This is a genomic window from Plantactinospora sp. BC1, from assembly GCF_003030345.1.
GTDB lineage: Bacteria > Actinomycetota > Actinomycetes > Mycobacteriales > Micromonosporaceae > Plantactinospora.
In genome coordinates this window covers 1,829,445-1,853,046 of record NZ_CP028158.1, presented here as the reverse complement: position 1 = coordinate 1,853,046, position 23,602 = coordinate 1,829,445, and the positions used below count along the sequence as shown (strand labels likewise).

Sequence of the window (23,602 nt, the reverse complement as noted above, 5' to 3'; positions counted from 1 at the left end):
CCTCCCGCCAGGTCTAGCGGGCCACGGTCGGCAGGGCGAACTCCGCGACGGCACCGCCGTGCAGGCTGCCCAGCCAGACGGTGTCGCCGTGTCTGCGTACTCCGGTGACCATCGAGAAGCCCGGGATCGTGGCCTGGAGGTCGTACCGGATCCGGCCCTCGGCGTCGAGCGCCTGCACCCAGGCGGTGTTCGCCGGTTTCGGTTGCAGCGGGTCCGGCAGGGCCCAGACCGCCCGGCGCACGGCGGGATGCCACGCGGAGACCAGGTCCAGCAGCGCGTTGCGGGGCGAACCCATCGCGATCCAGAGCAGTCCGTCGTCGTCCCGGGCGAGGTTGTCGGGGAAGGCCGGCAGGTTCTCGGCCAGCCGGTCCACCTCGCCGGTACGCGGCCCGGCCAGCCACCGCCGGGTGAGCCGGTACGCTCCGGTCTCGGCCACCACCACGTACGACCCGTCGGCGGCCAGCGCCACCCCGTTGGCGAAGTGCAGCCCGGTCAGCACCTCCTCGGTGTGCCCGTCCGGATGCCACCGGAGCAGCCGCCCGGTGCCGGAGTGTTCGAGCAGGTCCGCCTTCCAGTGCGCCAGGGCGAAGCGCTGGGAGGAGTCGCTGAACCAGACCGAGCCGTCGCCGGCCACCGCCGCGTTGTTGCAGAGCCGCAGCGGCGCCGACCCGACCGGGGTGCCGGCGGCGACCAGGGTGTCGATCCGGCCGGTGTCGGGATCGACCCGGAGCAGCCCGCGCGAGGCGTCGCAGACCACGAGTCGGCCGTCGGGATCCACCTCGACGCCGAGCGGCCGGCCGCCGGTCTCGGCGACCACCTGTGCTCCGCTGCCGTCCGCCGCGAGTCGGACGAGTCGGCCGTCGGCGAGGCCGGTGTGGATCCGGCCGGCGGAGTCGACCGCGACGTCCTCCGGCCCGTGGCCGGGCACGGCGTGCAGGCGTACCGGTGGCATCGGGTCGGTCCCGCCGCGCTGCCGGGCCCGGGCCGGTGCCCGCTCCGGTCGCCACACGACGGGGTCGATCCGGGGTCTGGCCATGGCCCATGGTATCCATCCGGATCGTCGTCAGCGCCGGTCATGATCCGGCGCCGTCCACGTGTATGGCCCGACCGGCCGTCCACGCTGTCCACCCGGGACACGCTGTCCACACCGGACAGGTCGGGCGCGGCGGCTTGACGTCCGCGCCGGGTGACGATATAAACCACATGGTTATAGAACCGAGAGGTTACGAAAGATGACTGCGGATCTGCTCGACGCGACCTTCGCGGCCCTGGCCGACCCGACCCGGCGGGCCATCCTCGCCCGCCTGGCGGCCGGCGAGGCGAGCGTCACCGAGCTGGCCGCGCCGTTCGCGATGAGCCAACCCGCCGTCTCCAAGCACCTCAAGGTGCTGGAACGGGCCGGGCTCGTCTCCCGGGGGCGGGACGCGCAACGCCGGCCCTGCCGGTTGGAGGCGCGACCGCTCAAGGCCGCCCTGGACTGGCTGGAGAACTACCGCGACTACTGGGCGGAGAGCTACCAGCGGCTCGACGGACTGCTCGCCGAACTCCAGGACGAGGGCGACGAGGGGCGGGCCTGATGAGCGACGGCGGCCGGGAGTTGACCGTCACCACCCCGACGGACCGGGAGATCGTGCTGACCCGGGCCTTCGACGCCCCGGCCGGGCTGGTCTTCGACGCGCTCACCCGCCCCGAACTGCTCCGCCGCTGGTTCGGCGCGCGAGGCTGGCAGCTCGTCGGCTGCCGGATCGACCTGCGGGTCGGCGGCGCGTGGCGGTTCGTCTCCCGGGGCCCGGGGGACGAGGAGATGGCGCACGGCGGGATCTACCAGGTGATCGAGCCGGCCCGGCGGCTGGTCTACACCGAGCGGTACGACGACCAGTCCTACCCCGGCGAGACCCTGATCGACCACCGGCTCGTCGAACGGGCCGGCGTGACCACCCTGACCAGCACGATCCGGTACGCGACCCCGGAAGGTCGGGACCGGGTGCTCCGCTATCCGATGCGGCGCGGCGTGTCCGAGGGCTACCACCGGCTCGACGACCTGCTCGCGGAGCGGGTCGCGGCCCCTGTGACCACCCCGATGACCACGGTGCCCGGCGATCGTGCCGGCACCGGCCGGAGACCGAACTCCACAGACGCAGAGAGGCAGCAACCGTGAACTGGACCCTGGAAGTGGTGGTGGTACCCGTCTCCGACGTGGACCGGGCCAAGACCTTCTACGCCGACCAGCTCGGCTTCCACGTCGACCACGACACCCGGGTCGGCGACGACGTACGCATCGTCCAGCTCACCCCGCCGGGCTCGGGCTGCTCGGTCGTGATCGGCACCGGGGTCGTACCGGACATGCCGCCGCCCGGCTCGCTGCGCGGGCTGCAACTGGTCGTCGCCGACCTGGCCAAGGCGCGTGCCCAGCTCGTCGCGCGGGGTGTCGAGGTCAGCGAGATCCAGGTGCTCGGCGAGAACCCGCGCCCCGTCCCGGAGCCGCTGGACAACGTCGGATTCGTCTTCTTCAGCGACCCGGACGGCAACGGCTGGGCCGTGCAGCAGATCTCCTCGCGGGGCTAGCCTCCCGATCTGACGGATCACGGGTGGGCTGCGGCTACGCCGGCCCGGCCGGTACCGCCGGCAGCCCGGCGGTGGCGGCGTGCAGCTGCGACTCGGCGAGTTCGTGGTCGGTGAGGTCGCCGGCCAGATAGGCCCCGTAGGCGGCGAGGTCCAGGTGCCCGTGCCCGCAGAGCGCGGTCAGGATGACCTTCTCCTCGCCGGTCTCCCTGCACCGCAACGCCTCCTCGATGCAGGCGGCCAGCGCGTGGGTGGGCTCGGGGGCCGGCACGATCCCTTCGGTACGCGCGAACCGCACCCCCGCCTCGAAGCACTCCCGCTGGCTCTTTGCCACCGCCTCGATCAGCCCCAGCTCGTAGATGTGCGAGATCAGCGGTGACATGCCGTGGTAGCGCAGCCCGCCGGCGTGGATCGGGTCGGGGATGAAGTCGTGTCCGAGGGTGTGCATCTTCATCAGCGGGGTCATCCCGGCGGTGTCGCCGAAGTCGTACGCGTAGACGCCCCGGGTCAGCGACGGGCAGCTCGCCGGCTCGACGGCCCGGATCGTCACCTCCATCCGGCCGGCCAGCTTCTCCCGGAGGAACGGGAACGCCAGGCCGCCGAAGTTGGAGCCGCCGCCGGTGCAGCCGACGATCACGTCCGGGGTCAGCCCGACCTTGCCGAACTGGGCGATCGCCTCCTCGCCGATCACGGTCTGGTGCAGCAGTACGTGGTTGAGCACGCTGCCCAGCGCGTAGTTGGTGTCCGGGCTCCCGGCGGCCACCTCGACCGCCTCGGAGATCGCGATGCCCAGCGAGCCGGGCGAGTCGGGCTGGCTGGCCAGTACGGCCCGGCCGGCGGCGGTGAGTTCGGACGGTGACGGATGGATGGTCCCGCCGAACGTCTCGATCATGATCTTCCGGTACGGCTTCTGGTCGTAGGAGGCGCGCACCTGCCACACCTCGCACTCCAGGCCGTACTGCGAGCAGGCGAAGGCGAGGGCGGTGCCCCACTGGCCGGCGCCGGTCTCCGTGGTCAGCCGGCGGATCCCCGCTGCCGCGTTGTAGTACGCCTGCGGCACCGCCGTGTTCGGCTTGTGCGAGCCGGCCGGCGACACCCCCTCGTACTTGTAGAAGATCTTGGCCGGGGTGTCGAGCGCCCGCTCCAGCCGGTGCGCCCGGAACAGCGGAGAGGGCCGCCAGAGCCGGTAGACGTCCAGGACCTCTTCGGGGATCTCCACGTAGCGCTCGGCGGTGACCTCCTGCTCGATCAACGCCATCGGGAAGAGCGGGGCCAGGTCGTCCGGCCCGACCGGCGCCAGCGTGCCCGGGTGCAGCACCGGGGGCGGCGCGGCGGGCAGGTCGGGCACGATGTTGTACCAGCGACGCGGCATCTCCGACTCGTCCAGCAGAATCTTGCTCGGCTCACCCATGGTCCCGAATTGAACCGGTCGGGGGCGCTGATGTCCACGGTCGCCGCACCGTGCTCCGGCTCGGCCGACCGGCGCGACCGGACGGAGATCGCGGTTTGCGCGGCGGCACCGGTGCCGGGCGGACTCCGGTGACCACCGCTCGTCCGCCCGGCACCGCCGGTGCGCCGGTCAGTCCTTCGGGCTGCCCTTGGGGGCGGTGTTCCACTCCGGGTTTCCGAGCGTGCCGACCCAGCTGCGCACCTTGGCCACGTCGGCCGGGGCGAAGGCGAGGCTGAGCATCAGCAGCAGTCGCGCCTTCTGCGGCAGCAGGTCGTCCCCGGCGATGATCGGCGCGGTGGTGCTGCCGCCGTAGACGGAGCCGGAGCCGGTCCGGGTGGTGCTGACGAAGACGACTCCCTTCGCCGCCGCCGCGCTCCGGGCGCTGCTCTGCGCCGAGGAGATGCCGCCGGCACCGGTACCGGCGGTGACGATGCCCTTCACCCCGGCGTCCGCGAAGGCGGTGATCGCCTCCCCGCCGGCCTGCTGGTAGCCGTAGACCACCTCGACCCGGGGCACCGAGGTCGGCGCGATCCTCGACAGGTCGAACGGGGTCAGCCAGCGCTTCTTCGTGTCACACTCCTCGACCCGGGCCGGTGCCCGGCCGACCTTGATGTTCGGCCCGTCGACCCAGCCCAGTACGCCCAGTTCGCGGGACTGGAAGGTGTCCATCCGGTAGGAGCTGGTCTTGGTGACGTCCCGGGCGGCGTGGAACTCGTCGCCGAGCAGCAGTACCGTGCCGTAGCAGTAGGTGGACTGGCTGGCCGCCAGCACGATCGAGTTGTAGAGGTTGGCGGGTCCGTCGGCGCCGATCACCTGCGGCCCGTCCGGGGTGACGGCCGCCCACGGGCGCATGGCACCGGTGAGCACCACCGGCTTGCGGCTCTGCACGGTCAGGTCCAGCCAGTACGCGAACTCCTCCATGGTGTCGGTGCCGCTGGTCACCACCACCGCGTCCGACTTCTTCAGGGCCGCCTCGACGGCCAGGGTGAGGGCGTGGAACTCGGCGATGGTGTAGCCGCCGGAGCCCTTGTTGCCGAACTGCACCGTCGAGACGTCGGCGACCTGGCCGATCTCCGGCTGGAGCCGGGCGACCAGGTCACCGATGGCGATCCGGCCGGACTGGTAGTCGGTGAAGCTGCTCCGCGAGGTGGCGACGCCGGAGATCGTACCGCCGGTGCCGATCACGGTGACCCTGGGCTTCTTCGCCCTCGCCCCGGCCACCGCCTGGGCGTACGCGACGCTGCTGATCTCGGTCGGTCCGGTGACCCCGGAGACGGCGCCGCTGATCGGGGGGAGCGCCACCGCCGTCGGTGCGGGGGCGCGGTTGACGACCGAGACGACGGTGGCGGTGAGTGCCGCGGTGAGGACCGGAACCAGTACGGCGGTCAGGCGCCGAGGTGTCGGCCGGAGTCGACCGGGAAGGCTGGACAATGCGACCTCCAGTTGCGGGATGGGGGTGACGGCGATGGTGCGAGCCCCGGTTTTCCTCGGCGTTACAAGATCATTTCTCGTTGCCGCCTTTCGGAACGCACCCGGTCGACCGCCGATGTTGATCGATCTTCCGGGGTGGTAACCGCCGGTTCGACCGCCTTCGGCGCCGGATTCGGTAAAGCCCACTGTGACGAGCGGCACATTCCGCGCCGGGACGTGAACCCGGGCGGGTCGGCCGGCTACCCAGGACGGGATGGATGACGTCGACCGCGCGCTGTTGCAGCGGGTGGCCGCCGGTGACCAGCGGGCCTTCGAGGAGCTGTACACCCGGCACGGCCAGCCGCTGCTGGCGTACGCCGAGGGGCTGCTCGGCGGCGACCGTGGGCGGGCCGAGGAGGCGCTCCAGGACACCTTCCTGGCCACCTGGCGGGGCGCCGGCTCGTTCGAGGGGCGGTCCACGGTGCGTACCTGGCTCTTCGGCATTTGCCGACGGCAGGCGCTCGGCCGGATGACCGCACACCGGCCGGCGCCGCTGCCGATGGAGGCCGCCGCCGAGGTGCCGGCCGGCGAGCCGGGGCCGGAGGCGGTGGCCCTGGCCCGGGCCGACGCCCGGGCGGTGGCCGCCGCGCTGGCCGAGCTGGCTCCGGCGCACCGGGAGGTGCTGGACCTCGCGTTCGGCGCCGGGCTCGCGCACGCCGAGATCGCCGAGGTACTCGGCATCCCGGTCGGCACCGTGAAGAGTCGGCTGTTCCACGCCCGGGCGGGGCTCGCCCGGGCGCTGCCCGACGACGCCGCGGCGGTCGGGCTCTCCGGACGGGAGGCGGCACGATGACCCACCCGGGTGACCTGCTGGCGGCCTTCGCCGCCGGCACGCTCGCAGCCGACCGGGCCGACCAGGTGGCCCGGCACGTCGCGCAATGCCCCGGCTGCGCCGCCGAGCTGGCGGCCTGGCGACGGGTGGCCGACGCCGTCGGCGACCGTGTCGCGGCGGTTGCGGCACCGCCGGCCAGACTGCGCGACACGCTGCTGTCCCGGATCGCGTCGGCCCGGCCGGCGGTCGACGCGTCGGCGGTACCCCGGTATGCGGCACCGCTCGGCGGCGCCGCCGCCCGCCGCGCGGCGCGGATCCTGGCCGCGCAGCGCCGCCTGGTCGACCGGCGGATCTGGCTGGTCGCCGCCGTGGTGCTGGCGGTCGGCACCGGCATCGCCGGCTGGGCACCGCCGGGGATCTCCGAACAGGTCCTGGCCATCGTGGTACCCCTGGTCGCGGCCCTCGGCGTGGCCGGCGCCTGCGGCAGCGGCGCCGACCCGGCCGGCGAACTGGTCGCGGCGAGCCTGACCGGGGTACGCGCGGTGCTGCTGGCCCGGCTCACCCTGGTGCTCGGGGCGATCTTCGGCGCCTCCTCGCTCGCCTCCCTCGGCCTGGTCTGGGTCGACGCCGGGGCACCACTGGCCCTCTTCGCCGCCTGGCTCGGGCCGATGGCGCTGCTCTCGGCGGTCAGCTTCGCGCTGTCGGTGCTCTGGCGACCGGCGGTCGGGATCGGGGTCGCCATGGGTCTCTGGGTGCTCCGGCTGCTCGCCGGCTCCAGCGCCCTGGACGGGACGGTGGACCGGCTGGTCGAACCGCTCTGGCGGACCAGCGGACCGCAGCTGCTGGTGGCGGCGCTGCTGATCGCCGGCACCGTCGTACTGCTGCCGCACCTGCCGGCGGTCGGACGCCGCGCCCACCCGGGGTGACCGGCCCCGGAATGTGGTCCGGGTCACCGGCCGCACCGTGAACCCGGGCGGCCCGCCGGCCCACCCAGTTGCGTGATGGCCCAACATTCCTGGCACGTTCCACTGCGGCGGGCCGAGTCCCGCCAACTGTGGCGGTACGAGGCGAGGCGCGCCGGCTGGGCGGCCGTCGCCACCCCACCGGCGGCACTGCTGGTCGCGGTGACCATGGCCCTGTTCGCCGGCAACGGCGGGGCCGGGCGACGGCAGATCGGCGACCTGCTGCTCACCGGCCTGGAGGCCGTGCTGCCGCTGGCCGTGGCGATGAGCGCGGTGACCCTGGTGGCCCGGGACGGCTGCCGCGAACTGCAACTCGCGCTCCCCACCCGGTACGCCCGCACGCTCGGCCGCCGGCTCGGGGTACTGGCACTGGCCACCGTGCTCTCCGCGCTGGTCTACTCCGCCGGGGTCGGAATCACCGGTTGGTGGACCGGGCCGAACCCGCTCGCCTCGGTACTGGTCTGGGCGCCGCCGACGCTCTGGCTCGGCGCGCTGGCGGTGCTGCTCGCCGTACTCGGCCGCAGCGTCGTACTGGCCACCAGTGCGGTCGCCGGGCTGTGGCTCTGCGAGCAGGTCCTGGCGAGCCTGCTGGTCGGTCACGACTGGACCCGCCCGCTCTACCTCTTCACCACCAGCCGGGTGGGGACCGGGGAGGGCTGGCTGACGAACCGGCTGACGCTGACGCTCACCGGGCTGCTGCTCGCCGGTGCCGTCGAGCTGCTGCTGCGCCGGCCCCATCTGCTGTTGTCCGAGGAGGAGGAGTGAACGGGATGTCGGAACTGCTCGCGGTCGGCCGGTACGAGTTCCGGATGCAGGCCCGCAAGCGGTCGCTGTGGCTGACGACGCTGCTCCTGGCGGCGGTGATCGCGCTCTTCCAGGGGCCGCGCGGGCCCCGCTACCTGCCGGCGGACGCCACCGCGCCGGAGGTGATGGCCGGCTGGGCGCTGCTCTTCGGCATCGTCGTGCCGCTCGGCTTCGGGATGGTGCTGGCGGACCGGCTGGTCCGGGACCGCCGGCTCGGCACCGCCGCGCTGCTGGAGAGCCTGCCGGTCCGGCCGGGTCTGCTGCTGGCCGGGAAGTATCTCGGCGGGCTCGCCGCGACCGCGTTGCCGGCGCTGCTGGCGATGCTGGTCGCCGGTGGCTACGAAACACTGCACCGGGGCGACCCGCTGATGCTCGGCTGGGCGGTACTCGCGTTCGCCGTGATCATGTTGCCCGGACTCGCCTTCGTCGCCGGGTTCGCCCTCACCTGCCCGCTGGCGATCTCCGCGCCACTGTTCCGGGTGCTCTTCGTCGGCTACTGGTTCTGGGGCAACATGCTCGCCCCGGACTTCCTGCCCTCGCTGACCGGCACGCTGATCACCCCGATCGGCGACTACCAGGCGAGCTGGCTCTCCGGCGAGCTGGCCTTCTTCGCCGGCGCACCCGGCTGGCTCTTCTTCCTGCGCCCCGAGCCGGGTGCCGGCAGCGCGCTGCTCAGCGTCGCCCTGCTCGTCCTGCTCGGCGTCGTGCCCCTGCTGGTCACGCACACCCTCCTGTCCCGTCGCCGGCACGCCGCCTGACGCGTCCGCCTGTCGAAAGGCTCACCTCGCATGGACATCCAGACCACCGGTCTGACCCGCCGGTTCGGCCGGGTCACCGCGCTGCACTCGGTCGACCTCGACATCCCCGGCGGCATGTACGGCCTGCTCGGCGCGAACGGCGCCGGCAAGACCACGCTGATGCGGATCCTCGCCGGGGTACTGCCACCGAGCGGCGGGCAGGTGCGGGTCGGCGGCCACGACCTGACCACCGGCGCGGGCCGGCTGGCGGTGCAGCGCCGGCTCGGTTACCTGCCGCAGGACCTCGGCCTCTATCCCGACCTGTCACCTCGGGAGTTCCTGGACTACGTCGGGCTGCTCAAGGGACTCGACGACACCCGGGCACGGCGCCGGCAGGTCGACGAGCTGCTGGAGCTGGTGGCGTTGACCGACGTCGCCGGCCGGCGGATGAAGGGCTTCTCCGGCGGCATGCGACGGCGGGTCGGCATCGCGCAGGCGTTGCTCGGCGACCCCGCCCTGATCGTGGTGGACGAGCCGACCGCCGGGCTGGACCCCGAGGAGCGGGTACGCTTCCGGACCCTGCTGGCCAGGCTGGCCGGGCATCGTACGGTGCTGCTGAGTACGCACATCGTCGAGGACGTGGCGCAGACCTGTCAGCACGCGGCGGTGATGGCGTCCGGTCGGGTGGTCTACACCGGGATGGTCACCGACCTGGTCCGGGTCGGTGAGGGTGCCACCTGGGAGGTGACCAGTTCCGGTCCGGCGCCGACGGTCGGGGTGGTGGTGTCGGCGATCGGCCGGACCGACGGTACGCACTACCGGGTGGTCAGCCCGACCCGGCCGAGTCCGGACGCGAAGCCGGTGGCACCCTCCCTTGAGGACGGTTACGTCGCGCTGATGCAGCGGGCCACGACGTCGACGGCCTCGACCACTGCCGGTTGAGCCTCGGTCGACCGCAGCCCGGTCAGCCGGGCGGGGCGGGCTCGGCCGGGTCGCCGGCCATCGTGGCGGTGGCCCGCAGAATCGGTGGCAGGGTCGGGTCCACGCCGGCCTCGTCGAGCAGGTCGAGTCGTTCCAGCTCGTCGAGGACGGCAATCAGATGCTTCGCCGTCGTTGTCCCCGGCCCTGGACGATCCGACGCGACCAGCAGGTCCGGCAGCAGGTGCCGTAGCAGCCGGGCCAGCTCCCGGTCGGCGTCCTCGTCCCGACCCAGCCACACCCGGACACAGCGCAGGTACGGCTCGGGTGGCAGCGGACGCGCCTGGAAGTACCCCTGGCGCGCCTGCCCGGTGGCGCTGGAGAGGATTCCGGCCGCGACCGGCGCCGGCAGGTCGGTGTCGGCGGCGAGCCGCTCCAGCAGCAGCGTCAGCGGCAGCGTTTCGAAGGGTCGGAACTCGCACAGCCGGAGCCACCGCCGATAGACGGAGAGCCGCTCGGTCGGGGTGGTTTCGGAGAGCGGGGTCAGCAGGAGCGCGACCAGCTCGTGCGCCTCGGACCGCAACTGCGCCGCGGGCCCGACCCGCGCCACCTTGACGGCGTCGGGTTGGCGCGCGATCAGCGGGTCCAGCGCGTGTTGGGTCATGTCCTCGCCGACCCCGCAGAGCAGGTTGACCTCCCGGGCCCCCCACCGGAAGGTGACAACCCGGGGAACGTGCTCCGGCTGCTGGTCCGGCCAGACCTGGCCCATCGTCCAGCCCAGGTCGATCGGCGGCGGCGTCTCGTCTTCCGGACCGGCCAGCCGGAGCTGGACGTCCCGGTGCTCGCCCATGCCGACCCGGTCGAGCGCGACGGTCCGGACGAAACTGGTCCAGTCGGCCGAGAGCAGTTGTGAGCGCCACAGCAACACGTGCCGGTGCCAGGAGGGCACGACGTTGGTGCCGGCGCCGTAGAGGGTGCTGCCGGGGAGGGTACCGGCGGCGCAGACGGCGAGCAGCAACAGGTTGACCGAGTACGCCGCGTGCCGGGCCGGCACCGGCACCGGGCGGGGCTGGTAACGGTCGTACCGGTGCTCGGCGCGCGCCCAGTTCGCCGCCCGGAACAGCCCGATCAGCAGCTCGACCAGGCAGTCCCGGCGCTCCTGATCCAACGTGGACATCATCCCGGTCAGGAACTCCACCACCGGCGCCCGGCCGCAGAGCGCGGCCCACGAGGTGAGCGCGTGCAGCCGGCCGTCGTCCACCGGCTGCGGGTCGCCGAACGGCATCCCGAAGGGTGCGACGGCCGCCGCCTGCCGCGCTGCCACCATGCCGGCCAGGACGTGCCAGACGAGGCGCGCGACCAGATATTCGCCGAAGGTCGCGTGCAGAAACTCGTACGTCTCCAGCTCGTCGTCGCCGGCCGCCGCGTTGTCGGCCACCCGGGAGCGGTGCACGAAGAAGAACCGGCCGAGCACGATCTCGGCCGGGCGCAGCGGCGTGCGACGGTGCTCGGCGGGTGGGCTGGACGGAGTCGGGCCGAGCAGCGCGCCGAGGTCGTCGTCCAACTCCTTCTTGGTGACCCACTGCGCACCCCGGTTGAAGAGTGCGAACGCGACCACCGACAACCGGTACAGCTCGGCGGCGACCGCCGCGTCCAACTCCGACCGGTCCAGTCCCGCCCGGTGCTTGGTCACCTCGCGGCGGGCGAACCGGTCCAGCAGCCGCTCGTACAACTCGTCGCGGCGGAGCTGGCCCGCAGCGCGCAGCGCGTTGCCGTCCGCGTCGTAGAGCGCGAGCATGAGCAGCAGCAGGGGTTGCTCGGCCAGCCTCCCGTGCGCGAGCACGGTGTCGGGGGCCAGCGGTGCCACGTCGCGCCGGGCGAAGTTCTCGGCGTTCACGGCGTTCCACACCTCCAGCCAGGCCGACACCCGCTCGGCGTCGAACGGCTCCAGCCGGACCGCGACCGTACCGTCCGGCGGCACCGCCCGGTCCGCCACGCTGGTCCGGCTGGTCACCACGACGACCACCGGCCGGCCCTGGACCGCCTCCCGACGCTGGAACCGGGCCACCCGGTCCAGATAGTCGGTCTGGCTGATCCCGGTCGCCTGCAACAGCTCGTCGAAACCGTCGAGCAGCACCACCGGCAGGGCGCCACCGGCCGCGCCGGCCAGCGCCGGCCAGTCCATCCGCTCACCGGTGACGTCCCGGACCGCGCGCTCGATCTGGTCCTGGAGGTCGGTGAGGGCCGACACGTTCCGCAGCTCGACCCGGACCACCAGGAAGTCGGCGGCCGGTAGCCGTGCCGCGAGCGTCCGGGTCAGCACGGACTTGCCCGAGCCGGGCTGGCCCAGCACCAGCAGCGGCGTCCGGGTGGCTCGCGGCGAGGTGAGATAGCCCAACAGGAACTCCGGCAGGTCGTCCCGGACCGGCTGCTGCGTCCACCACCACTCGTCGCTGGGCCTGGCGTCGTCACCGACCAACTCGGCGACCCGACACAGCGGCGGCACGTACGCCTGGCCGAGGGTCGGCACCGAGAGCCAGTCCGGCACCTCACCGGACTCGACGACGGAGTCGTCGAGAGTGTCGGCGTAGGCCCGACGCAGCGCCTCCGGCAGGTCGGCGGCGGTCCGGCCGGCCGCGATCCGCGCGAGCGTCCGTTCCAGCCCGGCGAGTGAGATGCCCAACTCCCGTACGTCGGCCCGCGCGTCGCGCAGCACCGCCAGCACCCCGCGCACCTCGGCCCGAGTTCCCTCGTGCTCGCGGAGCTGCGCCCAGAACGCCACCTCGGGGAAGTCGGCCGCGAGCCGCCCGAACAACTCGTCGTACCGGCGTATCGCCTGCTCGGGCAGCGGCTCCACGCTTGTCAGGAAGGCGGTCCGATCCGAGGGTGGCAGCCGCTCCCAGGCGGCGAGACCGGGCAGGAAACCCTCCAGTCGTACCGTGACGACCTCGTACATCAGTCGGAGTGCGCCGCGGAATTCCCCGTACGGTTCGTGCGGCGCCGGCCGAGGCACCGGCGAGGAGAACAACGCCCTGAGTGGCGAGCGTACGGTGCTCTCGATCTTGTGGCCGGTGAGGAGCAACTGCTCGTCGCGGGTCAACTCCAGTTCGGCGAAGGAGATCGGCAGGTCGAGTTCGGCCAGTGCCTCGAAATAGGCGGTGACCACGAGCACCGAGTGCGCGGCGGCCAGCCGCTCGGTACGGTCGTACCTGCCCAGCCCGTGCCACTGCTCGCTGGCCTTGCCGACCAGTTCCCGGCTCAGCCGGGCGAACTCCGCCTTGGCATCGAAGAGCGCGAGTAGTCCGGGCACCAGCAGCGACCCGCCGAGCAGCAGCCCCCCGGCCAGGTTGTCCAGGGCGGTGACAACCCGGCTGCGCCCGCCGCCGAGCAGACGTACGGCGTCGGTATACGAGTACGTGTCAGCCACCGGGCCATCATCGTCGAACCGAGAGCCGGACGGGTATCGCCGAGCTGTCCCGAACACGTCAGCCGAGGCAGCCCGAAGTGATTCGAGAAGTCACGGCGGCGTCAGCCGAGCCAGAGGTGGTCAGCCATGCTGACCCGCCAGGTCTGCGACCGCCGAGTGCAGGGCCTCCCAGGGGAAGAGGTCGGCGGCTGTCGGTCCCTGGTTGGGGGCGGGCAGGGGATACAGGTCGGGGTCCAGAAGAATCGTCACGCCCCACGAGCGCAGGCGGATCACCGCTTCGAGGAAGGCGGGGTGCCGCGCAAGAGCGGTGTTTGCCGTGGGAACGGCGATGATCGGGAGGCCGAGGCCGATCGCCTCGTTGAGGAGCCCAAGAGCCAGCGTGTCGCTGCTGCCGTACGCCAGCTTGTTTATGGTGTTGAAGGTGGCTGGAGCGATGACCATGGCGTCGGCAGCCGGCAGGACATCGGGTTCGTCCGGCTGCTTGTAGTCGGAACGAACGGGGTGGCCGGTCTGTGCGGCCAGCGCGCTGGTGTTCATGAACTTCAGTGCCGATGGGGTGGCGATCATGCAGACGTCCCACCCCGACTCTTGACAACGTGCGATGAAAGGGGCGAGGTCACCGGCAGGCCGGCCACCGCAGGCGATGACGTAGAGCACGCGCTTGCCCGCCACATCCACCACTGAATCTCCCCACTCTGCAACGGCTGTCCGGGTAGCCAGGTCCCGTAGGCGCTGCTCTGCGCCGGTACGTCCGCGCCGGAGCAGTTCGTTGATCAGTTTGCCGGCGTCCGGGTTGTGACGGAACTCCTGCGGCGCGAGATTCTGGGCTTCCAGCAGCGTTACGCAGGCTTGGCCGTCATCGCCCGCCACGCATGCGCGCTGGCGAGATCCAGCAGGTACTGGCTACGTCGCTCAACTCGACCGGGCCTCAACCCAGTTTGGGCTACGAGCTGGAGTTGCCGTCATGGCCGGCCGAGGTGGAACGAATCGAGTTCGATCACGGCGGCGATCGGGTCGCCTGCGGTCCGAGCTGGCCAGCGTGACCCCGGGCGCGGTCCGCGACGCTGCCCTGGAGTACGCGGTCACCGGCCTCCGCCCGACCCGGGTCCGCTGGCGTGACAGTTAGCTTGGGGTTGTCACCCGGCGTCCTCGTCTGCTCAGAACACGGCGGCGAGACCGCAGCAGAGCGCGAGCCCGCCGGCGACGACGCCAATGCGCACCCAGGGTACGTCCTCGGCGCGCATCGCACCGATGGAGACGCTGGCGGCGAGGCTTACCGCGCTCAGCACGGAAGTCGCGATCCGGACGGCGCGATCACCCGGAGTGCTGAGTGACCACCAGACGACCGTGCCGGTCAGCGAGGCAGCAAAGAAGAGCGCAGAGAAACCGATCAGGGGGATGGCGAGCCGCCACCGGTTCCAAGTGCTCACTGATCCTCTTCGGTGCCGTTGCCTGAGATCGCTTCGTTGACGATATCCGCGTCTCCGTGGTCGCGTATCCGTTGGGCCTGGCGTTCGATGGCATCACGCTCGTCTGCGGGCAGCTCGCGGAGCGTCTTGAGTGCTTGATCGAATGCCGGGCCGAGCGCCTGGCCGTGCCAGGAGTGGGCGGCTGCGGTACGCAGACTCGCGTCGCCGTTGAGCACGGCACGGGCGAAGGAGCCGACGGCGTCATCGGCGTTCCTCGTCGCGGCGAGCTTCGCGAGGACGGCGCGCGCCAGCGGCTGCTGGCCGACCTCATCACGGTACGGCTCGGTCATGGTGCTCCCTAGCTGACGGCCGGATGATGGTACGGCGCGAGTGACGGGATCCCGGCGACATCGAGCTGGGCCTTGACCGCGCTGATGCTGCCCGCCACTGCCTTGATGATGGCCTCGGCGTTGCCGTAGAGGGTGGAGATTTCCTTGTACAGGTCGTACGCCTGCCAGGCGTAGTAGGCGGCCACGCTGTAGCCGATGACCGGACCGATGCCGGTCTCGATGGCTGCGGTGCCCACTATGGCGGCAGCGTTGATGATGATGAGCGTGTCGAGGAGCTTCGAGATGAGGCCGGTGACGGCCGAGAACAGGTTCTTGGCCGCCTCGGCCGCCTGCCGGTAGAGATCGGCGTACTGGTTGCAGACGGGCTCCAGCGCCATCGCGGCGCGGGCCAGCGCGAGTTGGAACTCCTGCTCGGCTTCGGCTGCGTTGCCGCGCCACACCGTGGAGACGTCGGCGGCTCCGGCGCTCAGGTTGCGGCCGATGGCGAAGGCGGCATTGCCGATCTTGCTCCAGGCGGCGCCGCAGTGCACGTACGCGTCCCAGTCACCGCTGAAGAACTGGCCCCAGCCTTCGAACGGGTCGTGGTCGAACAACCAGACGCTGACCTGGCGGAGCCATGCCGCCGGACTGATCAGATCCGACAGCGGGTTGATTTTGAACATCTCGATGGGGGAGGCGTATTCCGGCGGTACCAGATGGTCCGCAGGCTCCGCGACGGTGGCGAAGGCGGACCGAGTTGGCAGCAGATCAGGCCGGCCCTGGCTGAGGAGGCCGAAGACCTCGGCGGCGTTCTTCGCCCCGGGGTAGGTACGGTCCAGTCGGCCGGCCGCGGCCTCGTCGGTGCTCGTGTATGACCGCTGGGCGCGATTGACCTGGGTGGCTGCTCCCTGCGACAACTCGCCGAGCCGTTGCAGCGCGCCGGTCATCTGGTCGTAGGCGATCTCGTGCGGCCCCATCAGGTCGAGCAGCACACCCCTATCAGGAAACGAAAGGTCGCAGTGCGTCTGGGTATACCGCAGGGTGTCGCCGGCATCCCCCGATGCCCGGTGCAGCAGGTTGTACAGACCGTTCAGGCCTGTCACATCGACGTAGAACTCGCTCACGGCGTCCTCGTTCGAGTTGAACCGACGAGCGCCCACCCTAGCGGCAAATACACCTAGGTCACTGCCCGGTCGCGGCATGTGATCGAGTGCGGTCGGTCAGGCCCGGTCTACTGCGCGCCTACCCGCTGGTCAGACCCAGGGATCGTCGGCCGTTACCGACTCGGCACCCGCCGGACCGTGGCCTGTCCCTCCCGGTCGACGCTCGTCGGTCGCGCGGTCCGTGCCGACGACTTCGCGTACCACCCGGAACGCCCGCCTCGGTGTGATCTTTGTTTCGGTCGGGTGGTAGTCGGTGGCCTAAGGCCTGTCCTGCCGATCATGGATTGGGCAGTTCTGGTCATGACATGTTTCGGCCGTGTACTGGACCGAGGATCGCCCGTGCTTTCAGCGTCTGGTCGAGGCGCTTCGGGGCGACCATCGGGTGCGGCTGACAGGCGAGGAGTACGCGACGATCAGCGATCTCGCTAAACGTTGGGATCTTGACGTATTGCCAGCACATCGTCAACGGCCAACCACTACAAGATCGGCAGGACACCGCGCTAGTCGATCGAGTGCACCGCGGCTGCGCTCCGGCGCCGCCAGCGCAGCAGCAACAGGACGGCGAGCAGCAGCGCCACGGCGAAAGCGGCGATCAGCCACGGCGGCGCGGCGAACGGGGACGGACGCGGATCCGAACCGCCGAACGCGGCCCGGGCCAGCAGGTCACCGGGTACCTCCAGGTCGCTGACCCCGGCCGGGGCGGTCAGCAGCACCTGCTCCGCACCGCCTGCGGTGACCGCCGCGAGTGCCGTCTGCCGCTTCTCGTGGTCCGTCTCCGGCGACTGCCGCTCCACCACCGGGTCCGTGCCGCGCCAGGAGACGAGTTCGGTGGCCGAGCCGGTGACCGGGACCGGGGCGCCTGCCGGGCGGCCGGTGGCGGCGTCGAGGAACTCGATCCGCCACGAGCGGCGCAGCGTCTCGGCGATGTCTGCGCAGCGGGTCGTGCAGCCGTCGTGGGTCAGCAGGGCGATTCGCCCGCCGTCCGGTGTCCAGGCGGCCCGGCCGGCGAGCCGTTGCCGCTCGCCCAACTCGACCCGCCAGCGCACCGCGCCACTGACCGGGTCGACCACCATCAGCCGCTCCCGCTCGGCCAGTTGCGCGGCCGGGTCCGCCGGGCCGGTCACCGCCAGCGCCGAGCCGTCGGGCGACCAGGCCGCCGCACTGTGGCTGGCGAAAACGCCGACCGGCAGTACCCGCTGCACCCCGCTCCACGGGTCGACGACGAGCAGGTCGTCCGGCTTCGCCGGATCGTTGAGCTGCCGGTTGTCCGGCCCGTACGTGATCACCTGGTCGTCGTTGTTCCGGGTGGCGACGACCGACCTGCCGTCCGGAGACCAGGCCAGCGGGCGCAACCCCGGCGGGTGGGTACGCCGTTCGTCGCCGCTGCGCAGGTCGAGCAGGCCGCCGGTGCCGGGACGCAGATACCAGCGGCCGTCCGGTGAGAGGAGTCCGTGCTCCTCGCCGATGTTGATCGGCAGCAGCCGGTAGCCGCCGTCCCGGCCGACCACGACACCGGTGGACTCGAAATAGCGGGTGTTCGCGGTGAAGAAGAGCACCGAGGCGGGGCCGACCGGATGTTGGTCGACGGTCGCCTGCCAGAGCCACGGGTTCCGCACCTGGCCAGGGACGATCTCGGCCGGGGCGGCGTCGCGGCGCGCGGCGAGCCAGCCGGGCGCCTGCGCCGCGGCGACGACGAGGGCAGCGGTGGCGGCCAGGGCAGCGGCTGCGGCGAGGTACGCCACGATCGGGGTACGGCGCGTCGGCACGGGACCATTAAAGCCGAATCGACCTGGCGAGCGGGCCCGCCTCCGGGATCGGACCGGGGGCGGGCTCGTGACGTGCGTCGGCTCTGCGGATCGGCTTCACCTCGTCGATGAGCGGCGCGTCGGGCTTCGGCCGCTCGGGGCGGCGGCACCGCCCGCGTACCGTCTCGATCGCCGTTCTCAGGAGAGGAAGGAGCCGTACCGTCCGTTGAGGATTCTGTCCTTCTGCGCCTGGCTGAAGTGGGTGTTCGGGTAGTTGTAGAAGGACGCCGACATCGGTGTGCCGTCGGTGTAGGTGGAGTCCGGCAGGCCCAGGGCGTGGCCGAGTTCGTGCACCATGCCGCCGTACCAGCGGTTCATGTTGCCGTTGATGCCCGCCGCCCCGTCGGCGTCGTGGCCGCTGAGGATGACCCAGCCGTTGCCGCCGCCGCCTCCGGCGCCCTCACCCTCGGCGCTGATCTCGCCGACGTTGATCCAGCGGCTGTCGGGTGCGCCGAGCCCGAACTTGCGCCTGAGTTCGGCCTGCATGTTGCAGACGGTCCACCAGTATTTCGCGCCGCAGGCCGGGGTGTTCTCGTACCAGGTGCGCAGCTGGTCGCCGGTGACGACCTCGACCACCGGGTCGTTGAGCCGGAACGTCCGGCCCAGCTCCTGCCGGTAGTACCGTTGCGCCTCGCGCATCACGTTGGCGATGCCGTCCGGATAGCGCTGGTCGTACGCCACGTCGGCGGGCTTGAGCCAGAAGACGCGTACGGTCCCGTTCGGCGGGGCGGCGGACGCGGCCGGCGGTGCGACGGTGGCCGCGGCGAGGACGGTCGCCACCACCACGCCGATCGCCAGGCCGATGCGCCAGCCACGACGTCTCGACCGCGTCGGTGGTCGCCTCTGTTCGGTTGCCATCTCGTTCGTCCTTCCGTTGTCCGGGCCGGAGGTGGCGGAGGCGGGACGGTGTGGCAGATCTGCCTCGACACTCCCCGGCGTCCTGGAGGCAGCGACCGGGCACCGGCGACGAGACGGTCCGATGGGGGCGGTCACCGGGCTGTGTCGTCGTCGGGGCGCTGTCGGCACCCGGCGGTCCGGATGCGCGGTCGCGGATCTCACATCACACCATGACGGACGAAAACCTTTTCGGCAATGCTTCGACCAACATCAATGGATGCTTTTCCTCATCAAGTTGAGCAGTGGAATCGACTACGGCTCCCGCCGAAAAGGTTCGCGGTCGAGCTTGTGCCGGACCGTCTCGGCCTCCGGACGGCCGAGGCGGTCGAGAACGGCCAGCGCCGCCCGCCAGGCCACCCTGGCTTCGGGTACGGCTCCGGCGGCGTACTGGGCGTCACCGAGGCGGTGCAGGGATTCCGCCTCCTGTGTCCACTGGCCGAGTTCCCGGCACAGCGCGACCGCCTGCCGCAGATAGCCGATCGCCGCGCCGTGGTCGCCGAGGAGGTGGTGGGCGTAGCCGAGGCTGTCCAGCGCACTGGCCTCGCCGCCCCGGTTGCCGTTCTTGCGGTGCAGCAGCAGCGCCTGCTCGCAGTGCTCGATCGCCTCGCGGTGCCGGCCCAGCAACGCCTGACACCAGCCGACCGAGTTGAGCGCGCTGGCCTGCCCGTCCAGGTGACCCACCTGCTGGAACAACCGCAGCGCCCGCAGGTCGCTGCGGAGCGCGCCCGCCGGATCGCCCTGCCGTTCGGCCAGCCAGCCCAGGCTGCGGTGGGTAAAGGCTTCGCCGACGGTGTGACCGAGTTCGCCGAAGAGGTCCAGGGCCCGCCGGTACGCCGCCCGCGCGTCGTCGTGGCGCTGCAACCGCACGTACGCGGCACCGAGGAGCCGGTGCGCGTGCGCCTGGGCGGACCGGTCACCGAGGCGGTCGAGCGCCGGCATCACCCGGCCGACGGTGGCCAACCAGTCGTCCCAGTGTCCACGATGGTCGAAGAAGTTCACCAGCGTCCAGGCGAGTTGCCAGGCGGGGGCGTCGGATCCGGTGTCGACCGCCCGGGCCACCACGTCCAGCAGTACGGCGTGCTCGGCGGCGAACCAGGCCAGCGCCGACTGCTGGTCGGCGAGCCGCTCGGGGGTAACCCCGTCGCCGGGTGGCGCGATGGCGATCGGGTCCCGCTGCGGCCAGATCAGCCGGTCGGCGGCGCGGGCCGTGTGCAGGTAGTGGTCGAGCAGCCGGCGTTCGGCGGCCCGTCGTTCCTCCGCCGGGTCGCCGCCGGCCAGCTCGACGGCGTACGCCCGCAGCAGGTCGTGCCAGGCGTACCGGCCGGGGGCCACCTCGGCGACCAGGTGCGCGGCGGCCAGCTCGGCGAGGACCGGTCGGAGCCGGTCGACTGGCTCGGCGGCGAGACTCGCCGCGGCCGGCGCGGTGATGCTGGGGCCGGGCGTCAGGGCGAGCAGCCGGAACAGCCGGGCCGCCGCCGGGCTGAGGGTGTGGTAGGACCAGGAGAAGACGGTACGGATGTTGGTGGCCGGACTGGCCGCCCGGAACCCGTCCAGACCCTGGTCGGCGTGGCGCAGCTCGTCGGCGAAGGATTCGAGCGGGAAGCGCGGGTTGCCGGCCGCCCGGGCGGCCACGATCGCCAGCGCCAGCGGGAGCCGGCTGCACCGGCTGACGATCTCCGCCACCGCCACCGGTTCGTCGGCCACCCGCCGGTCGCCGAGGCGACGGGCCAGCAACCGCCGGGCCTCCGGTTCGGAGAGCAGATCCAGGCCGAGCGGATGCGCTCCCTCGGCGGCGACCAGGTCGGCGAGCTGGTTGCGGCTGGTGACGAGTACGGCGCAGCCCGGCGACCCGACGAGCAGCGGGCGTACCTGGTCGGCGTCGCGGGCGTTGTCCAGCACCACCAGCATCCGCCGGCCGGCCAGCCTCGCCCGGTAGAGGCCGGCCTGGGCCGCCTCGGTGACCGGAAACTGCTGCTGCGGTACGCCGAGCGCGTCGAGGAAACCCCGGATCGCCTCACCGGGGCCGAGCGCCGAGCCGGTCTGGTCGAAGCCGCGCAGGTTGACGTACAACTGGCCGTCGGGAAACCGCTCCGTCACCGCGTGCCCGGCCCGGATCGCCAGGCTGGACTTGCCCACCCCCGGCGGCCCGGTGATGACGATGGTCTCGGCCCGGTCGGTCAGGTCGTCGAGCCGGCGCCGGATGTCGTCGAGTTCCGCCTCGCGGCCGACGAAGCGGGCCGGGTCCGGCGGCAGCAGATGCGGCGCGACCGACCCGGCCGGCCCCCGTCCGTCGGTCTCGGCTGCGCCGGCTGCGCCCCGGCGATCCGGTCGATTCGGCGAAACGGACCCGGTGGCCGGAGCTGGCCCGGCGGCCGGAGCCGGCTCGGTGGCGGAGGTCGGCGACGGTCCGCTCGCGGCGGGGTCCCGGACCGCCGGAGCGGTGCCGGCGGCGCTGCCCGGCCGTCGGTGCGGCGGTCGGTGCAGCGGCACGTCACGCCGCAGGATCTGGCGCTGCAACTCCTGGAGGCCCGGAGCGTCGATGCCGCGCTGGCGCAGCAGGAGCAGACCGGCCCGGCAGAGCTGGGCGGCCTCGTCGACCCGCTGCTCGGCATAGAGGGCGACGGCGAGCAGCCGGCGCAACCCCTCGTCGTACGGCTCCTCGGCCACCACACCGGAGAGCTCGATGACCACCTCGCCGTACCGGCCGAGCGAGGCGAGCGCCTCGGCGTGGGCGAGCCGGGCCGAGCGGTGCAGTGCGTCGAGTCGGGCGACCTCGTTCAGCGCGAACGGCCGGTCGGCCACGTCGGCGAAGGCCGGGCCACGCCAGAGTCCCAGGGCGTCGTGCAGTACGGCCACCGCCCGGGTCGTCGCCTCGGTGTCGTTCGCCCGCAGGAGCTGCCGGGCCCGGGCGTATTCCTGCTCGAACCGGTGTGCGTCGATCCGCTCCGGAGCCAGGTCCAGCCGGTACCCCCGGCCGGAGGCGTTGCCGGCGCCACCGATGATGCCGGCGGCGCCGGGGGAGTCCGCCCGGAGCGCCCGGCGTACGTGCGACACGTGGCTGCGCAGCGTGGCCGGCGCACCGGGCGGAACCGCGTCGCCCCAGAGCAGGTTCACCATCCGGTTGGCCGGCACCGACGTACCCCGGTTGAGCAGCAGGATCGACAGCACCTCGACCTGTCGCGGCCCGAGCCGGACCGGGACGCCGTCGCGCAGCACCCGCAGCGGTCCCAGCACCGAAACCAACAGCATCGCGACCTCGCACTTCGACGGCTTCTCGGCCCGGCAGTGGAACTTGTTGATGTTATCGGGGCGGCTCCACGTCCCTTCCACGCTTCTTCCACGCCCCCCGTGTGATCCTGAACGGACGGTGCTCTGCGGCAACGGGGGAGGGAGCGGTCGCGGTGGAACTCGCGGTCGGACTGTTGGGGCCGTTGGACATCCGTCAGGACGGGGAGCCGGTTACGGCGCCGGTCGGCAACCGGCGCCGCATCCTCGCCCTGATGCTGCTCGACGGCGGCGCCGTGTCGCGTACCAGGTTGGCGGCCGAACTGTGGGGCCGGGCGGCACCACGATCGGCACCGGCCAACCTGCGCACCTACCTGTCCGGGCTGCGGGCGTGGCTGGCCGACCGCGCCGACCTGGTACGTGACGATTCTGGTTGGCGGATCGTCCCGCCGGCCCGGGTCCGGTTCACCCTCGACGTGACCAGCTTCCAGGCCGCGCTGGCGCAGGGGCGGCGCGCGGCCCAGGCCGGTGATCTGGCGGGGGCGGGCGGACACCTGCGCCGCGCCGTCGGGTACTGGCGGGGAGCGCCGTTGCAGGACGTGCCGCAGGGTGGCCCGCTGGCCGCCCGCGCCGCCGTACTGGAGGCGGAGCGGTTCGCCGCCACCGAGGAGTACGCGGACCTGCTGGTCCGGACGGGAGAGTACGAGGCGGCTCGGGCGATGCTGCACGAGTTTCTCGGCGACCATCCGCACCGGGAGCGCGCCTGGGGGCAGCTCATGGTCGCCTGCTATCGCGGTGGCGACCTGGCGGGGGCGCTGGCCGCCTACCGGAGCGCGCGGGTCGCACTGATCACCGGGTACGGGATGGAGCCGGGCGACGAGCTGACCGCCCTGCACCGGGCGATCCTGCACCGCAGGCTTCCGAGCGAGCTGGGCCAGCTGCCCCGGTACCGGCCGGAGCATCCACCGCACCGGCACCTGCCGCGCCCGCCGACCCGGACCGTACGCCGACGGGAGGCCGCTGGATTCGCCGAGCCGGCGTGACCCCGCCGGCCGATTTTCCGGGGCGTTGCCGCTGGCCCCAGCCTTCCGCTACACCCGGTCCGGGCTCGGTCGCCGGGCCTGGCCGAGGGCGGCGAGGACCACGTCCAGTCGACCGTCGAGCGGTCCGGTCAGCTCCAGGATCGGTGTCTCCGCCCAGGCATCCAGCGGATCGTCGTAGGCCAGTTCCAGCAGCGCGTCGTTCATCCGAGAACGCAGGCCGGGCAACTCCGCCGCCGGCAGAACCTCTTCCGTCTCGGGCGTGATGACCGTGACGACCAGCAGGTCGAGGCTCGCGAAGGCCGGCCGGAGCGTGCTGACGTCGGCCTCCTCCGAGGGGTCGGCGCCGGTCGCGGCCAGGTATGCGAGGTAGTCCAACGGCGTCCGATCGAAGATCATCCCCGACGGCGGCGGTGGCGGCGACGACGGCGACGAGCGCAGGCTCCGCACCGAGCGGATCAGCAGCGCCCGATAGTCCTCCAGCGACGGTGGAAACTGGAACTCGTATCCTTCCTCCTCCAGCAGGTAGTACGGCTCGTCCGCCGCGACATGCCCCGGTAGGTGCGCGCACAGCGCCTCGACCAGCGTCGTCTTCCCGGTCCCGTGCGTCCCGGAGATCCCCACCCGCATCC

The 23,602-nt window shown here is 72.3% G+C and carries 20 protein-coding genes and 1 pseudogene; 9 read left to right on the top strand and 12 right to left on the bottom strand.

Annotated features, from left to right (window positions below; all coding sequences use genetic code 11):
• Nucleotides 1–13: 13 nt before the first annotated feature.
• Complete coding sequence (locus tag C6361_RS07865) at nucleotides 14–1,036, bottom strand: SMP-30/gluconolactonase/LRE family protein (RefSeq protein ID WP_199853289.1); 1,023 nt, start codon at nucleotides 1,034–1,036, stop codon at nucleotides 14–16.
• A gap of 196 nt (nucleotides 1,037–1,232) precedes the next feature.
• On the opposite strand from C6361_RS07865, the gene C6361_RS07860 reads away from it, so the two are divergent.
• From C6361_RS07860 to C6361_RS07850, 3 genes and pseudogenes are all read left to right on the top strand, one after another.
• Nucleotides 1,233–1,577, top strand: coding sequence for a helix-turn-helix transcriptional regulator (locus C6361_RS07860; protein WP_107267297.1), 345 nt, complete (start codon nucleotides 1,233–1,235; stop codon nucleotides 1,575–1,577).
• Nucleotides 1,577–2,056: pseudogene (locus tag C6361_RS07855) on the top strand (SRPBCC family protein); the annotation flags it as partial. The gene C6361_RS07860 and the pseudogene C6361_RS07855, both read left to right, overlap by 1 nt.
• 98 nt (nucleotides 2,057–2,154) lie before the next feature.
• Nucleotides 2,155–2,565, top strand: a complete 411-nt coding sequence (locus C6361_RS07850) for a VOC family protein (protein WP_107267295.1) — start codon at nucleotides 2,155–2,157, stop codon at nucleotides 2,563–2,565.
• 34 nt (nucleotides 2,566–2,599) lie between these two features.
• Here the strand turns inward: C6361_RS07850 and C6361_RS07845 are convergent, their stop codons facing one another.
• Entirely contained in the window at nucleotides 2,600–3,973 is a 1,374-nt protein-coding gene (locus tag C6361_RS07845) for a TrpB-like pyridoxal phosphate-dependent enzyme (protein WP_107267294.1), read from the bottom strand.
• A 168-nt stretch (nucleotides 3,974–4,141) separates the two neighbouring features.
• Nucleotides 4,142–5,443 (bottom strand): asparaginase, encoded by a 1,302-nt coding sequence (locus tag C6361_RS07840; RefSeq protein ID WP_199853288.1) that lies wholly within the window; start codon nucleotides 5,441–5,443, stop codon nucleotides 4,142–4,144.
• 253 nt (nucleotides 5,444–5,696) lie between these two features.
• Between C6361_RS07840 and C6361_RS07835 the strand changes: the two genes are divergently transcribed.
• The 5 genes from C6361_RS07835 (at nucleotide 5,697) to C6361_RS07815 (ending at nucleotide 9,699) form a co-directional block, all read left to right on the top strand.
• On the top strand, nucleotides 5,697–6,275 hold the full coding sequence (locus C6361_RS07835; RefSeq protein ID WP_107267293.1) for an RNA polymerase sigma factor: 579 nt from the start codon (nucleotides 5,697–5,699) through the stop codon (nucleotides 6,273–6,275).
• Nucleotides 6,272–7,180: a zf-HC2 domain-containing protein gene (locus C6361_RS07830; RefSeq protein ID WP_107267292.1), complete on the top strand. Its 909-nt coding sequence runs from the start codon at nucleotides 6,272–6,274 to the stop codon at nucleotides 7,178–7,180. Before C6361_RS07835 ends, C6361_RS07830 begins: the two co-directional genes overlap by 4 nt.
• A 75-nt stretch (nucleotides 7,181–7,255) precedes the next feature.
• Nucleotides 7,256–7,981 carry a hypothetical protein gene (locus C6361_RS36895; protein ID WP_159079233.1) on the top strand — a complete coding sequence of 242 codons (726 nt, stop codon included), beginning with the start codon at nucleotides 7,256–7,258 and terminating at the stop codon, nucleotides 7,979–7,981.
• The gene (locus tag C6361_RS07820; RefSeq protein WP_107267290.1) at nucleotides 7,978–8,778 is read left to right on the top strand and encodes a hypothetical protein; all 801 of its coding nucleotides are present in this window, start codon (nucleotides 7,978–7,980) and stop codon (nucleotides 8,776–8,778) included. The genes C6361_RS36895 and C6361_RS07820 overlap by 4 nt, the downstream gene beginning before the upstream one ends.
• A 30-nt stretch (nucleotides 8,779–8,808) precedes the next feature.
• Nucleotides 8,809–9,699 (top strand): ABC transporter ATP-binding protein, encoded by an 891-nt coding sequence (locus tag C6361_RS07815; protein WP_107267289.1) that lies wholly within the window; start codon nucleotides 8,809–8,811, stop codon nucleotides 9,697–9,699.
• Nucleotides 9,700–9,721: 22 nt separating this feature from the next.
• Here C6361_RS07815 and C6361_RS07810 read toward each other — a convergent pair whose 3' ends face one another.
• From C6361_RS07810 to C6361_RS07775, 8 genes are all read right to left on the bottom strand, one after another.
• On the bottom strand, nucleotides 9,722–13,102 hold the full coding sequence (locus C6361_RS07810) for an NACHT domain-containing NTPase (RefSeq protein WP_107267288.1): 3,381 nt from the start codon (nucleotides 13,100–13,102) through the stop codon (nucleotides 9,722–9,724).
• A 120-nt stretch (nucleotides 13,103–13,222) separates the two neighbouring features.
• Nucleotides 13,223–13,972 (bottom strand): flavoprotein, encoded by a 750-nt coding sequence (locus C6361_RS07805; RefSeq protein WP_234359391.1) that lies wholly within the window; start codon nucleotides 13,970–13,972, stop codon nucleotides 13,223–13,225.
• A gap of 287 nt (nucleotides 13,973–14,259) precedes the next feature.
• On the bottom strand, nucleotides 14,260–14,532 hold the full coding sequence (locus C6361_RS07800) for a hypothetical protein (RefSeq protein ID WP_107267287.1): 273 nt from the start codon (nucleotides 14,530–14,532) through the stop codon (nucleotides 14,260–14,262).
• Complete coding sequence (locus C6361_RS07795) at nucleotides 14,529–14,861, bottom strand: hypothetical protein (protein WP_107267286.1); 333 nt, start codon at nucleotides 14,859–14,861, stop codon at nucleotides 14,529–14,531. The genes C6361_RS07800 and C6361_RS07795 overlap by 4 nt, the downstream gene beginning before the upstream one ends.
• Before the next feature lie 8 nt (nucleotides 14,862–14,869).
• Nucleotides 14,870–15,964 (bottom strand): hypothetical protein, encoded by a 1,095-nt coding sequence (locus C6361_RS07790; RefSeq protein WP_159079232.1) that lies wholly within the window; start codon nucleotides 15,962–15,964, stop codon nucleotides 14,870–14,872.
• 539 nt (nucleotides 15,965–16,503) lie between these two features.
• The gene (locus C6361_RS07785; RefSeq protein WP_107267284.1) at nucleotides 16,504–17,769 is read right to left on the bottom strand and encodes a hypothetical protein; all 1,266 of its coding nucleotides are present in this window, start codon (nucleotides 17,767–17,769) and stop codon (nucleotides 16,504–16,506) included.
• A 177-nt stretch (nucleotides 17,770–17,946) separates the two neighbouring features.
• Nucleotides 17,947–18,666, bottom strand: a complete 720-nt coding sequence (locus tag C6361_RS07780; RefSeq protein ID WP_234359390.1) for a hypothetical protein — start codon at nucleotides 18,664–18,666, stop codon at nucleotides 17,947–17,949.
• A 291-nt stretch (nucleotides 18,667–18,957) separates the two neighbouring features.
• A complete protein-coding gene (locus tag C6361_RS07775) occupies nucleotides 18,958–22,035 on the bottom strand; it encodes a tetratricopeptide repeat protein (protein ID WP_159079231.1) in 3,078 nt (1,025 codons plus the stop codon).
• A gap of 71 nt (nucleotides 22,036–22,106) precedes the next feature.
• Here C6361_RS07775 and C6361_RS07770 point away from each other — a divergent pair, with 71 nt between their 5' ends.
• Nucleotides 22,107–22,973, top strand: coding sequence for an AfsR/SARP family transcriptional regulator (locus C6361_RS07770; RefSeq protein ID WP_107267282.1), 867 nt, complete (start codon nucleotides 22,107–22,109; stop codon nucleotides 22,971–22,973).
• A 48-nt stretch (nucleotides 22,974–23,021) separates the two neighbouring features.
• Here C6361_RS07770 and C6361_RS07765 read toward each other — a convergent pair whose 3' ends face one another.
• Nucleotides 23,022–23,600, bottom strand: a complete 579-nt coding sequence (locus C6361_RS07765; RefSeq protein WP_107267281.1) for an AAA family ATPase — start codon at nucleotides 23,598–23,600, stop codon at nucleotides 23,022–23,024.
• Between the last annotated feature and the right edge of the window lie 2 nt (nucleotides 23,601–23,602).

Excerpts from the sequence above, each read along its gene's own strand:
- C6361_RS07865 (WP_199853289.1), bottom strand. The coding sequence starts at position 1,036 with ATGGCCAGACCCCGGATCGACCCCGTCGTGTGGCGACCGGAGCGGGCA.
- C6361_RS07860 (WP_107267297.1), top strand. The coding sequence starts at position 1,233 with ATGACTGCGGATCTGCTCGACGCGACCTTCGCGGCCCTGGCCGACCCG.
- C6361_RS07845 (WP_107267294.1), bottom strand. The coding sequence starts at position 3,973 with ATGGGTGAGCCGAGCAAGATTCTGCTGGACGAGTCGGAGATGCCGCGT.
- C6361_RS07835 (WP_107267293.1), top strand. The coding sequence starts at position 5,697 with ATGGATGACGTCGACCGCGCGCTGTTGCAGCGGGTGGCCGCCGGTGAC.
- C6361_RS07830 (WP_107267292.1), top strand. The coding sequence starts at position 6,272 with ATGACCCACCCGGGTGACCTGCTGGCGGCCTTCGCCGCCGGCACGCTC.
- C6361_RS36895 (WP_159079233.1), top strand. The coding sequence starts at position 7,256 with ATGGCCCAACATTCCTGGCACGTTCCACTGCGGCGGGCCGAGTCCCGC.
- C6361_RS07815 (WP_107267289.1), top strand. The coding sequence starts at position 8,809 with ATGGACATCCAGACCACCGGTCTGACCCGCCGGTTCGGCCGGGTCACC.
- C6361_RS07795 (WP_107267286.1), bottom strand. The coding sequence starts at position 14,861 with ATGACCGAGCCGTACCGTGATGAGGTCGGCCAGCAGCCGCTGGCGCGC.
- C6361_RS07780 (WP_234359390.1), bottom strand. The coding sequence starts at position 18,666 with ATGGCAACCGAACAGAGGCGACCACCGACGCGGTCGAGACGTCGTGGC.
- C6361_RS07765 (WP_107267281.1), bottom strand. The coding sequence starts at position 23,600 with ATGCGGGTGGGGATCTCCGGGACGCACGGGACCGGGAAGACGACGCTG.